The sequence below is a fragment of the Streptomyces sp. NBC_01485 genome, from assembly GCF_036227125.1.
In the GTDB taxonomy this organism is placed as follows: Bacteria; Actinomycetota; Actinomycetes; order Streptomycetales; family Streptomycetaceae; genus Streptomyces.
In genome coordinates this window covers 3,635,962-3,648,186 of record NZ_CP109435.1, presented here as the reverse complement: position 1 = coordinate 3,648,186, position 12,225 = coordinate 3,635,962, and the positions used below count along the sequence as shown (strand labels likewise).

Genomic DNA, 12,225 nt, shown 5'->3' with positions numbered 1-12,225 from the left:
GGAGGCGTGGCAGTCGTCGATGTATCCGAAGAGCTCAAGTCCCTCTCCTCGACCATGGAGTCGATCGAGGCCGTTCTGGACCTCGACAAGCTGAGGGCAGACATCGCCGTGCTCGAGGAGCAGGCGGCCGCGCCGTCCCTGTGGGACAACCCGGACGAGGCGCAGAAGATCACCAGCAAGCTGTCCCACCTCCAGGCCGAGGTCAGGAAGGCGGACACGCTGCGCGGCCGGATCGACGATCTCGTCGTGCTGTTCGAGATGGCCGAGGAGGAGGACGACCCGGACACCCGCGCCGAGGCCGAGTCCGAGCTCACCGCCGTCAAGAAGGCGCTGGACGAGATGGAGGTCCGGACGCTGCTCAGCGGTGAGTACGACTCCCGCGAGGCGCTCGTCAACATCCGCGCCGAGGCCGGCGGCGTCGACGCCGCGGACTTCGCCGAGAAGCTGCAGCGCATGTACCTGCGGTGGGCGGAGCAGAAGGGCTACAAGACCGAGATCTACGAGACGTCGTACGCCGAAGAGGCCGGCATCAAGTCGACCACCTTCGCCGTCCAGATCCCGTACGCGTACGGGACGCTCTCCGTGGAGCAGGGCACGCACCGCCTCGTGCGCATCTCGCCCTTCGACAACCAGGGGCGCCGTCAGACCTCCTTCGCGGGCGTCGAGATCCTCCCCGTGGTCGAGCAGACCGACCACATCGAGATCGACGAGTCCGAGCTGCGGGTCGACGTGTACCGCTCCTCCGGCCCGGGCGGTCAGGGCGTGAACACCACCGACTCCGCGGTGCGCCTCACCCACCTCGCCACCGGCATCGTCGTCTCCTGCCAGAACGAGCGGTCGCAGATCCAGAACAAGGCGTCCGCGATGAACGTCCTCCAGGCGAAGCTCCTCGACCGGCGCCGGCAGGAGGAGCAGGCCAAGATGGACGCCCTCAAGGGCGACGGCGGCAACTCCTGGGGCAACCAGATGCGTTCGTACGTCCTGCACCCGTACCAGATGGTCAAGGACCTGCGCACCGAATTCGAGGTCGGTAACCCCGAGGCCGTGTTCAACGGCGAGATCGACGGATTCCTGGAAGCCGGAATTCGCTGGCGCAAGCAGCAGGAGAAGTAGGTTTGTCGACAAGGCAACTGCCTCCGATTCGGGGGCGGTTGCCTTTTTCGCGCCCTGCTACTTCCCTTCCCACTCCCTTTCAACTTCCCCAATGTCTGGGTTTTACATCACACTCACAGCTCCAACATCCGGCAAAGCGCCCCCTGTTGGACATTGCGTACGCAACGACCTTGACGTTGCCTTTGAAAATGGGGAAGGTGCACTGTGGCATGCGTATCTCTGGGGCGCATGTGAACCGGGGGGCTTCAGCTGCTTCTCAGCTACCTCCGTCGATCACGGCCCCGGGCGCGGCCTCATCGACGATCAGCTACTGGGGGTAGCAACCATATGACCAAGAAGACGCGGATCCGGGTCGCGCGCATAGCCGCGGGCGCCGTGATCGCCGCGGGCGCCTCACTGACGGTCGCCGGCGTCGCCTCGGCCACCGGTGACGACGGCCTTGTCGACACGAGCACCACTACCACCGCCACGGGGGACGACGCCTCCGCCTCGCGCGACGGCGAGTGCCCCATCATCATCATCTGCACCGACGGCGGCACGTCCGCCGGTACGTCGGAGGGCACGTCCGAGGGCACCTCCACGGGCACGTCGGAGGGCACCTCCTCCGGTACGTCCGAGGGCACGTCCACGGGCACCTCGTCCGGTACGTCGGAGGGCACCTCCACCGGCACGTCGGAGGGCACCTCCACGGGTACGTCCGAGGGCACGTCCACCGGCACCTCGTCCGGTACGTCCACCGGTACCTCGACGGGTACGTCCACCGGTACCTCGACGGGTACGTCCACGGGCACCTCGACGGGTACCTCGACGGGCACCTCGGCCGGTACTTCGACGGGTACGTCCGCCGGTACTTCGACGGGTACGTCCGCCGGTACTTCGACGGGCACCTCGGCCGGTACCTCGACGGGTACGTCCGCGGGTACGTCCACGGGCACCTCGGCCGGTACCTCGACGGGCAACACCTCCTCGGGCTCCGCCTCGGAGGGCAACACGTCCTCCGGCAGCTCCAGCGAGGGCAACACCTCGTCCGGCTCGTCCTCGGAGGGCAGCACCTCCGCCGGTACCGGTACCGGCACCGACGGCACGTCCACCCAGGACGTGGGCAGCTCCGCGCTGACCGACACCTCGGACACCCGCGCCGACGCCGTCGCCCAGGGCGGCGGCAAGGAGCTGGCCGAGACCGGTGCCGGGGAGACCACGTTCCTGATCATCGGCGCCGCCACGATGATCGCCGGCGGCATCGGCTTCCGTGTGCTGCCGCGCCTCGCGGCTGGCCGCGGCGGGGCCGCTGCCTGACGGTAGGCAGCCGCACCCGTACGTGACGTACGCGCGAAGGGGCCCGGAGCGATCAGCTCCGGGCCCCTCTGCGTGCCTGTCCCAGCGGGTTGCGCGGCCTGTTACGCGGTCTGGTGGGCCAGCAGCGCCAGCGCGGCCACCAGCACCGCCAGCAGCGCGATCAGCGCCATCGGGTTCAGCCCCGCGAAGAAGTTCTCCTGTTGCTGCAGCCGCTCGCGGTTCGCGCGGCACACCGGGCACCGGCCCTCGCTCACGGGCGCGGCGCAGTTAGCGCACACCAGCCGGTCGTACGTCATGCGCTCGCCCTCCTTGCACCGGTTCCATGTACACAACGCCTGGGGGAACGCGAACGTTCCCCCTACCACTGTGCCAGGTTCCTCCGGAGGTTGCGCGGGTCGCTCCCATTGGGGGGCCTGGGCTTGGTTTCGCGGCTGCGGGGCGGTGGGGGCTTGTCGCGCCCCGCGGCGGAGCCGCATATCGATACAGCCCCGCGCCCCTGGCCCCCGCCAGACAAAAGACCACAAGCTCCGCCCAACCACTCCCGACGCCTGCGGCGCACTGCTCGGTTCGCGTATGGTCACGCTCATCTACCCCCGGCGACCCGTGGTGCATCCGTGATCCGATTCGACAACGTCTCCAAGGTCTACCCCAAGCAGACCCGCCCCGCACTCAGGGATGTCTCCCTCGAGGTGGAGAAGGGCGAGTTCGTGTTCCTCGTGGGGTCCTCCGGCTCCGGAAAGTCCACTTTCCTGCGGCTGCTTCTCCGCGAGGAGCGGTGCAGTCACGGTCAGGTGCACGTGCTGGGCAAGGATCTCGCGCGCCTCTCCAACTGGAAGGTGCCGCAGATGCGCCGCCAGCTGGGGACGGTCTTCCAGGACTTCCGGCTGCTGCCGAACAAGACGGTGGCGGAGAACGTCGCCTTCGCGCAGGAGGTCATCGGCAAGTCGAAGGGCGAGATCCGCAAGTCCGTGCCGCAGGTGCTCGACCTCGTCGGGCTGGGCGGCAAGGAGGAGCGCAGGCCCGGTGAGCTGTCCGGCGGTGAGCAGCAGCGGGTGGCCATCGCGCGGGCCTTCGTCAACCGGCCCAAGCTGCTGATCGCCGACGAGCCCACGGGCAACCTCGACCCGCAGACCTCGGTCGGCATCATGAAGCTGCTCGACCGGATCAACCGCACCGGCACGACCGTCGTGATGGCCACGCACGACCAGAACATCGTGGACCAGATGCGCAAGCGCGTCATCGAGCTGGAGCAGGGCCGTCTCGTCCGCGACCAGGCGCGCGGCGTCTACGGCTACCAGCACTGACCGCCCCAGCCATCGCCTCCGCCCTCGCGGACGTCCCCGGAAAGGCCTGAACAACTCGCCATGCGCGCCCAGTTCGTACTGTCGGAGATCGGCGTCGGTCTCCGCCGCAACCTGACGATGACCTTCGCCGTCATCGTCTCCGTCGCCCTGTCCCTGGCGCTCTTCGGCGGGTCGCTCCTCATGAGCGACCAGGTCAGCACCATGAAGGGCTACTGGTACGACAAGGTCAACGTCTCGGTGTTCCTCTGCAACAAGAGCGACGCCGAGTCCGACGCGAACTGTGCCAAGGGTGCGGTCACCGCGGACCAGAAGAAGCAGATCAAGTCCGACCTGGACAAGATGGGCGTCGTCGACAAGGTGACGTACGAGTCGCAGGACGACGCCTACAAGCACTACAAGGAGCAGTTCGGCGACTCCCCGCTGGCGAGTTCGCTCACGCCGGACCAGATGCAGGAGTCGTACCGCATCAAGCTGAAGGATCCGGAGAAGTACCAGGTCATCGCGACCGCTTTCGACGGGCGCGACGGCGTGCAGTCGGTGCAGGACCAGAAGGGCATCCTGGACAACCTGTTCGGGCTGCTCAACGGCATGAACTGGGCGGCGCGGGCGGTGATGGCGCTGATGCTGGTGGTGGCGCTGATGCTGATCGTCAACACCGTGCGCGTCTCGGCGTTCAGCCGTCGGCGCGAGACCGGGATCATGCGGCTGGTCGGCGCCTCCGGCTTCTACATCCAGGCGCCGTTCATCGCCGAGGCGGCGGTCGCCGGGCTCATCGGCGGCACGGTCGCCTGCGGATTCCTGGTGGTCGCCCGGTACTTCATCATCGACCACGGCCTGGCCCTGTCCGAGAAGCTGAACCTGATCAACTTCATCGGCTGGGACGCCGTGTTGACGAAACTCCCGCTCATCCTCGCCACCAGCCTGCTGATGCCGGCCCTGGCCGCTTTCTTCGCGCTGCGCAAGTACCTGAAGGTGTGACGCACGCCCCGAGGGTCGTACGGTCAACCGACCGTGCGGCCCTTCGCGTTCCCCTAGACTCGCCGCCATGTCAGGCCGAGACCTGTTCTGCCAGCCCCGCCGTTTCGGCCGCGGGGCCGCCCTGACACTGGTGTTCGCGAGCGTGCTCGTCGCCGGTGCCGCGACCGGATCGCTGCCGCAGGAGCTGGGCGGCGGACGCAGGACCGCCCCGGACAGCGCCGCCCCCTCCACCGCGCCCGCCGGACACTCCGAGGACGTGACGCGGGCCGCCGAGGAGGCCGCCGCGGACGGCAAGTCGCCGCTGGAGGCCGCCGAGCGCGCCGTCAGCCGCAGCGGGGACCGCTGGGCGGCCGTCTACTCCGAGGGCGAGTACGAGGAGTTCGAGGAGTCCCTCGACGGCCGGTACACCGGCGTAGGCCTGGAGGCGCGGCGCGAGCGGGACGGCCGGATCGAGGTGACCAGGGTGCAGTCGGGGTCGCCCGCGGCCGGCGCCGGGGTCCGCGCGGGCGACCGGCTGCGCAGCGTCGACGGGCGGTCCGTGGACGGGCTCCCGGTCACCGACGTCGTCTCCTTACTGCGCGGTGACGCCAAGGACGCGTCCGCCGGCACCACCGTCCGGCTCGGTCTGGAGCGCGGCACGCGCGCGTGGAGCGAGACCCTGCGCCGGGCCCTGCTGTCCACGGACTCCGTCACCGCCCACAAGCTTCCCGACGGCATCACCGTCATCACCGTCGCCGCGTTCACCAAGGGCGTCGGCGACAGCGTGCGCACCGCCGTCCGGCGGGCCCCGGCCGGCGCCGGGATCGTCCTGGACCTGCGCGGGAACTCCGGCGGCCTGGTCACCGAGGCCGTCTCCGCCGCCTCCGCCTTCCTCGACGGCGGCCTCGTCGCCACCTATGACGTCGACGGCGCCCAGCGCGCCCTGCACGCAGAGGCCGGCGGCGACACCGCCCGGCCCCTGGTCGCGCTCGTCGACGGCGGCACGATGAGCGCCGCCGAACTCCTCACCGGCGCCCTCCAGGACCGCGGCCGCGCGGTCGTCGTGGGGTCGCGCACCTTCGGCAAGGGCTCGGTCCAGATGCCGAACCGGCTGCCCGACGGCTCCGTGGCCGAGCTGACCGTCGGGCACTACCGCACCCCCGCCGGCCACAGCGTCGACGGCCGCGGCATCACCCCGGACCTGGAGGCCGACGCCGGGGCGCTGGCGCGGGCCGAGACCGTGCTGAGCGGCCTCGGGGACGCGCTCGGGGACGGGAAGTAATCGGCTTTCCCTCATACCCCTCCGAGGTGCGAAACTGGCGGGACTATGAGTAAGGGAATGTACGTACCGAAGGAGTCCCAGCCGAAGCAGGGCGGGGCGGCCCCGTCCGGCAAGGTCAAGGACGGCAAGCGCAAGATCGTCGCGCAGAACAAGAAGGCCCGGCACGACTACGCGATCATCGATGTCTACGAGGCCGGTCTCGTCCTCACCGGCACCGAGGTGAAGTCGCTGCGCGAGGGGCGTGCCTCGCTGACCGACGGGTTCGTCCAGATCGAGGGGAACGAGGCGTGGCTGCACGCCGCGCACATCCCCGAGTACTTCCAGGGGAGCTGGACCAACCACTCCGCGCGCCGCAAGCGCAAGCTGCTGCTGCACCGCGAGGAGATCGACAAGCTGTCGGTGAAGTCGGAGGAGACGGGGCACACGATCGTGCCCCTCGCCATCTACTTCAAGGACGGCCGGGCGAAGGCCGAGATCGCACTGGCGCGCGGCAAGAAGGAGTACGACAAGCGCCAGACCCTGCGCGAGCAGCAGGACCGCCGGGAGACGGACCGGGCGATCGCGGCGGCCAAGCGGAAGCAGCGGGGCGCGTAGCCGCAGGTATGCAGGTACGCAGGTAGGCAGGCACCTCACGGGTGGCCGCCGGGAATACGGTGGCATCGGTGCGCGTTGGTCACGTACGATGGCACTAGCGCCCCACAGCGGGTGCGACCCTCTTCGCTTGGAGAAGTATCCGAAGAGGATTGAAAAATCAACATGGGGATGATCGGTTTCGACAGCGGATGTCGAAGCAGGGGAAGCGTGTCGAGAAAGCGGCAATGATCTCGTTAACCATATGTCGCAACCAATAATCGCCAATTCCAAGAGCGATTCCCAGTCCTTCGCCCTCGCTGCCTAATAAGCAGTGAGTGAGGGACCCTTAATGGGTGTCAGCCCGGGAGTGTTCCCGACCCGGACCCTGGCATAATCTAGGGGACTAAACCATCTGGCCCGGTCACGGGGTCGGATGGGAAATCAAACAGTGACTGGGCCCGTCGGCGACTTGTTCGCGTGATCACCGGGGCCGAGAAAATCACAGCGAACTGCACACGGAGAAGCCCTGATTCTGCACCGTTGGACGCGGGTTCGATTCCCGCCATCTCCACTTCACCCCATGTGAACAAGAACCCCGTCGCTCCCGAGCGGCGGGGTTCTTGTCGTCTCCGCTCTCCCTGGAGGAGCGGAAGCCGACTCTCGTCCGGTGCTCGGCGGCTCACCCGGTGGTGCGTGGTGTGGTGCTGGCGCGGGGGGTCAGGCGGGGTGGCAGGAGGGTTGCCTCCGGGACCGGCTCGTTGGTCAGTTTCCGCATCAGGAGGGTCACCGCGCGCTCGCCGACTTCCGTGGAGGGCAGGGCTATGGAGGTGACCGGGACGCGGAGGGCCGAGGCGAGTTCGTCCGGGCAGATCGCCGTGATCGAGATGTCGGCGGGGATACGTAGGCCGAGGTGTTCGAAGGCGTCGATCAGGGGTTCCAGGATGGCTTCGTTGTGGACGACGACCCCCGTCAGCGCGGGTTGTTCGCGCAGGAGTCGCTCCGCCATGCGGCGGGCCGCGGCCGGTGTCGCCTCGCAGGGGTGGACCGCGGAGGTGAGGCCGGCGCGGTCGGCGGCCTCGGTGAAACCCTGGACCACGCGCTGCGCGAACGCCGTCCCGCGCACGTACACCTCCGGTGGTGACCCGACCAGGGCCACCACCCGGTGCCCGAGCTGCGCCAGATGCTCCACGCACCGCTCGCCCGCCGCCCGGAAGTCGAGGTCGATGCAGGTCAGCCCGGCGGCCTCGAGCGGGAAGCCGATCATCACGGACGGCCGGTCGAGGGAGCGCAGCAACGGCAGCCGGGGGTCGTGGAGTTGGACGTCCATCAGGATCAGCGCGTCGACCAGCGCCGTGTCCGCGACGCGTCGCAGGCCGTCCTCGCCCTCCTCCTGGGTGAGGAGCAGGACGTCGTGGTCGTGGCGGCGGGCCGCCGTCACCACCGACACCGCGAACTGCATGACGACCGGGACGTGGATGCCGGCCCGCAGGGGGGCGACCAGCGCCAGGACGTTGGAGCGGCTGCTCGCCAGGGCGCGGGCGCCCGCGTGCGGGCGGTAACCCAGTTTCCGGGCGGCCTCCTCGACCCGCCGCCGGGTCGCCACGGAGATCGGGCGCTTGCCGCTCAGCGCGTACGACACCGTGCTGGGGGAGACCCCGGCGTGCCGCGCCACATCGGTGATCTTCACCATCAGTCCGCCTCCACGGTGTCCAGCGTCAGGAACCCGGTTCCCGCCTCCGCCCACGCGACCCGGTCCCCGGCGGCCAGCGCCCACGGCGCCGAGGGTTCGCTCGCGGACGCCCGCAGCGTGTCCCCCTCCCGGACGACGGTGAAGGTCACGTCCCCGACCCGTACCGTCACCTGCGCACCGCGCTCCAGGCCGTAGGTGCGCAGGGTGACGCCGTCGGCGTGCGGGTAGTCCGGCCGGTCGGCGTGGGCGCCCACCGGGAGCACCGCGCCCGGCCGCACCAGCAGCGGCAGGCCGAGGAACCCGTGCCGTTCCCGGGTCCAGCGGGGGCCGGTCACCGTCCGGCCGGTGAGGTAGTGGGTCCAGGCGCCCTCGGGGACGTAGTACGCCACGTCCCCGCCATCGCTGAAGACCGGCGCGACCAGCAGGTCCGGGCCGAGCATGTACTGCCGTTCCAGATGCGCGCACCCGGGATCCGCCGGGAACTCCAGGACCATCGCCCGCATCACCGGCACGCCCTCCTCGTGGGCGACGCGCGCGGCCTCGTACAGGTACGGCATGAGGCGCAGTTTGAGGCGGGTGAAGTGGCGCAGGACGTCCACCGACTCCGTGTCGAACAGCCACGGCACCCGGTACGAGGAGCTGCCGTGCAGTCTGCTGTGGGAGGAGAGGAGACCGAAGGCCAGCCAGCGTTTGAAGAGGGCGGGGGTCGGGGTGCCCTCGAAGCCGCCGATGTCGTGGCTCCAGAAGCCGAACCCGGACAGGCCGAGAGACAGGCCGCCGCGCAGGGACTCGGCCATCGACGCGTACGTCGCCTCGCAGTCGCCGCCCCAGTGGACCGGGAACTGCTGGCCGCCGGCCGTCGCCGAGCGCGCGAAGAGCACGGCCTCGCCCTCGCCGCGGTGCTTGCGCAGCACGTCGAAGACGGTGCGGTGGTAGAGGTACGAGTAGTAGTTGTGCATCCGCTCCGGGTCGGAGCCGTCGGACCACTCCACGTCGAGGGGCACCCGCTCGCCGAAGTCGGTCTTGAAACAGTCGACGCCCTGCACGAGCAGCGCCTCCAGTTTCGACGCGTACCACTCGCGCGCGGCGGGGCTGGTGAAGTCGACGAGGGCCATGCCGGGCTGCCACATGTCCGTCTGCCAGACGCTGCCGTCGGGGCGGCGGAGGAGATGGCCGAGGGCCCTGCCCTCCGCGAAGAGCGGCGAGCGCTGGGCGATGTACGGGTTGATCCACACGCTGACGCGCAGGCCCTTCGCCTTCAGCCGGGCCAGCATGCCCTCCGGGTCGGGGAAGACCCGCGGGTCCCACCGGAAGTCGCACCAGTGGTGCTCCCGCATCCAGAAGCAGTCGAAGTGGAAGACGGAGAGGGGGAGTTCGCGTTCCCGCATGCCCTCGATGAAGGACGTCACCGTCTCCTCGTCGTAGGAGGTGGTGAACGACGTCGACAGCCAGAGGCCGAAGGACCAGGTGGGCGGGAGGGCGGGGCGGCCGGTGAGGGCGGTGTATCTGCGGAGGATCTCCTTCGGGGTGGGGCCGTGGATGACGTAGTACGTCAACTCCTGGGTCTCGGCGCTGAACTGGACCTTCGAGACCGTCTCCGAGCCGACCTCGAAGGAGACCTTGCCCGGGTGGTCGACGAAGACGCCGTAGCCCGCGTCGGTCAGGTAGAACGGGACGTTCTTGTAGGCCTGTTCGGTCGAGGTGCCGCCGTCGGCGTTCCAGATGTCGACGCTCTGGCCGTTCCTGACCAGCGGGCCGAAGCGTTCGCCGAGGCCGTAGACGGCGGTGCCCACGCCCAGGTCGAGCTGTTCGCGCAGGTAGTGGCCGCCGGTGTCCGAGTCCCGCATGATGCCCATGCCCCGGGGGCCGCTGGAGGTGAGCGGGCGGCCGTGGGCGAGGAACTCCACGTGCCAGGGGCCGGAGCGGGCGACTCTCACGCAGAGCGCGCCGGAGGTCAGGGTCGCGTGCTCGTCGTCCAGGGAGACGAGGGAGAGCCGGTGGGAGGGGTCTGAGGCCGGGCCCGGGGGTGTGGCGGTGAGGTCGAAGGCGGGCTCGCGGGGGTGGCCGCCCGTGAGGTGGGTGAGGGTGAGGCCGATGACGTCGGGCATCGGGGTGTGGGCTCGGATCGTCATGACCGGGCCGGTCATCAGGTCGCCGCGGCCGCGGACGGGCCGGGTCGGCGCGTGGATCTCCAGGGCGCCGTCGTCCGACTCGGTGACGTCGAGGACCTCGGCGGGGTGCGCGGCCGTGACGCCCTCGCGCGGCAGCCAATAACCGTCGGAGAACTTCATGTGGACACACGCTTGCGTGCCGTCAACATCCTGTGCCTCTCAGGGAGCCGGATGGAGCGACGCGATCGTCGAAGCGAGTCGCGTCGAACCGATTCGACGCGGGACGTCGAAGCGTTTCGACGGGGGAAGGTATGTGGCCGCTCTGACCGCGTCAATGGCGTGTGCGGGAAATGGCCGACAGGGGCGTGCGCTCGTTGGAGTGGTTTTCGGGGGGCTGTCTGCTGTCAGATTTAGGGTAAAGAAGGCAATTCGGCGCTCGTGAACGTGAACTTTCCGGCCATGCCTGAGAGGGGGGTTCCGTGCTCCCGTCCGCCCGGTCTCTTTGTCCCCTGTGTCGCTGGTGTGGCGAAAGGGGCTGGTCCGTTCCGCTCTTGATGCGCTTCGACGGGGTGAGGGGTGGGAGAGAGCGGCGAGAACGCGATTCTGACGGGCCGTCAAGAGGTGAATTTTGGACATAGACATGAACATGACTTCTGTCCATAAAAGACACACCGTGAACACGGGGCCCAAGCCTGCGCTAGATTCGTCGAACCGAGCGCAGTGGGGTAAAAGGGGCGCAGGAACTGGGTGGGGGCCCGGTTCCGTCGACGTGTGCTCGGGTCGCGCGCACCCAGAACAGTTCTGTGGGGGGAAGTACGCACGTGAAGAATTGGCGAGAAGACGCCCAACCGGAGTGGCCGGAGGCGGCAAAGCCGACCCGGGACGTACCGGTCGTGGGGGCAGGATCCCAGAGCTTTTCCGGGGCGGTGGGGCAATCCCTGACGTCCATGGCGGGAGAGAGCGCCAGATACCGGTCATTGATGGACGTACCGCGTGAGAACGGTCTGCTGTCGGCCCCGAAATCCTCGAACGGCCTTTCTGAAAACGAACGGTCGAGCGATCTCCGGGATCCCTGGGGGGAGGAGCCCGGCGGGGCGGACGGGAAGGGCAACGATCCCGGCGAGGTGACCGTCCAGCTCGACCCCCTCAAGAAGGGGCGGCCCGACGGTCCGGAGGCCGGCGCCTCCGACGTCCCGGTGTTCGTCGACGAGTCGGGCCGGCGCAGCCGGACGTTCCGCCGCATCGGCATCTTCGTGGGGACCGCGTGCGGGGCGTACGCCGTCCTCATCGTGGCCACGCTGCTGTCGGGCAACGCCGGCGCGCCCTGGCTGCCGGTTCCGGTGCCGGGCGCACCTGACGACAAGCCGGCGGCCGGCAAGGTCGACAGTTCGTCGGCGCCGGACGACTCCACGACTCCGCGGCCCGGAGAGCCGGGCGGCCTGTTCCCGGGCGGCTCGGGCAGCACCGCCTCCGGGTTCGGCACGATGCCGGGCAAGCCGGGGGCGAGCGCGGTGCCGGGCGCGTCGGGGAGCGCGGCGGCTTCGCCCGGCGCGTCGATGCCGGCCCGGCCCTCGGCGAGCGGGACGGCCCGTCCCAGCACGGCTCCCACGGCCGCGGTCTCGCCGTCGCCCGGCCCGAGCAGCCCGGTGATCGCTCCGACGGCGTCCACGCCGCCGCCGGCGGCATCCTCACCCGCCGCGACCCCCGAACCGCCCGCCTCCTCCCCGTCCCCGGCCGGGGGAACCACCACGGTCGCCAACGGCCCACCCGACCCGGCCCCGGCCGCTTCGAGCCCGGTCCCGGCGGCCTGAGAGGGCGTGGGGGCGTCACCCGGCGGGGGCTCGGGCCGGTCCGGCCAGGGCGTCGACCACCGGGGTGGGCGGTCCGCGCAGAACGGCA

The 12,225-nt window shown here is 69.7% G+C and carries 10 protein-coding genes and 1 other RNA gene; 8 read left to right on the top strand and 3 right to left on the bottom strand.

The window, feature by feature from the left end; all coding sequences use genetic code 11:
• The first annotated feature begins 6 nt into the window (after positions 1 to 6).
• Entirely contained in the window at positions 7 to 1,113 is a 1,107-nt protein-coding gene (gene prfB, locus OG352_RS16750) for a peptide chain release factor 2 (RefSeq protein ID WP_329217833.1), read from the top strand.
• A gap of 327 nt (positions 1,114 to 1,440) precedes the next feature.
• Positions 1,441 to 2,409: a hypothetical protein gene (locus OG352_RS16745; RefSeq protein WP_329217832.1), complete on the top strand. Its 969-nt coding sequence runs from the start codon at positions 1,441 to 1,443 to the stop codon at positions 2,407 to 2,409.
• Positions 2,410 to 2,510: 101 nt separating this feature from the next.
• Here OG352_RS16745 and OG352_RS16740 read toward each other — a convergent pair whose 3' ends face one another.
• Entirely contained in the window at positions 2,511 to 2,705 is a 195-nt protein-coding gene (locus OG352_RS16740; RefSeq protein ID WP_057574411.1) for a hypothetical protein, read from the bottom strand.
• A gap of 318 nt (positions 2,706 to 3,023) precedes the next feature.
• On the opposite strand from OG352_RS16740, the gene ftsE reads away from it, so the two are divergent.
• The 5 genes from ftsE (at position 3,024) to ssrA (ending at position 7,099) form a co-directional block, all read left to right on the top strand.
• Positions 3,024 to 3,713 (top strand): cell division ATP-binding protein FtsE, encoded by a 690-nt coding sequence (gene ftsE / locus OG352_RS16735; RefSeq protein ID WP_093772567.1) that lies wholly within the window; start codon positions 3,024 to 3,026, stop codon positions 3,711 to 3,713.
• Between the two features lie 60 nt (positions 3,714 to 3,773).
• Positions 3,774 to 4,691: a permease-like cell division protein FtsX gene (ftsX, locus tag OG352_RS16730; protein ID WP_329217830.1), complete on the top strand. Its 918-nt coding sequence runs from the start codon at positions 3,774 to 3,776 to the stop codon at positions 4,689 to 4,691.
• Positions 4,692 to 4,758: 67 nt separating this feature from the next.
• Positions 4,759 to 5,952 (top strand): S41 family peptidase, encoded by a 1,194-nt coding sequence (locus tag OG352_RS16725; protein WP_329217829.1) that lies wholly within the window; start codon positions 4,759 to 4,761, stop codon positions 5,950 to 5,952.
• Between the two features lie 57 nt (positions 5,953 to 6,009).
• A complete protein-coding gene (gene smpB, locus OG352_RS16720; protein WP_329217828.1) occupies positions 6,010 to 6,546 on the top strand; it encodes an SsrA-binding protein SmpB in 537 nt (178 codons plus the stop codon).
• Positions 6,547 to 6,710: 164 nt separating this feature from the next.
• Positions 6,711 to 7,099: a transfer-messenger RNA gene (gene ssrA / locus OG352_RS16715) on the top strand.
• Positions 7,100 to 7,204: 105 nt separating this feature from the next.
• Here the strand turns inward: ssrA and OG352_RS16710 are convergent.
• Positions 7,205 to 8,215, bottom strand: coding sequence for a LacI family DNA-binding transcriptional regulator (locus OG352_RS16710; protein WP_329217827.1), 1,011 nt, complete (start codon positions 8,213 to 8,215; stop codon positions 7,205 to 7,207).
• Positions 8,215 to 10,506, bottom strand: coding sequence for an alpha-xylosidase (gene yicI, locus OG352_RS16705; RefSeq protein ID WP_329217825.1), 2,292 nt, complete (start codon positions 10,504 to 10,506; stop codon positions 8,215 to 8,217). Before yicI ends, OG352_RS16710 begins: the two co-directional genes overlap by 1 nt.
• Positions 10,507 to 11,306: 800 nt before the next feature.
• Here yicI and OG352_RS16700 point away from each other — a divergent pair.
• Complete coding sequence (locus OG352_RS16700) at positions 11,307 to 12,137, top strand: hypothetical protein (RefSeq protein ID WP_329217823.1); 831 nt, start codon at positions 11,307 to 11,309, stop codon at positions 12,135 to 12,137.
• Positions 12,138 to 12,225 lie beyond the last annotated feature (88 nt).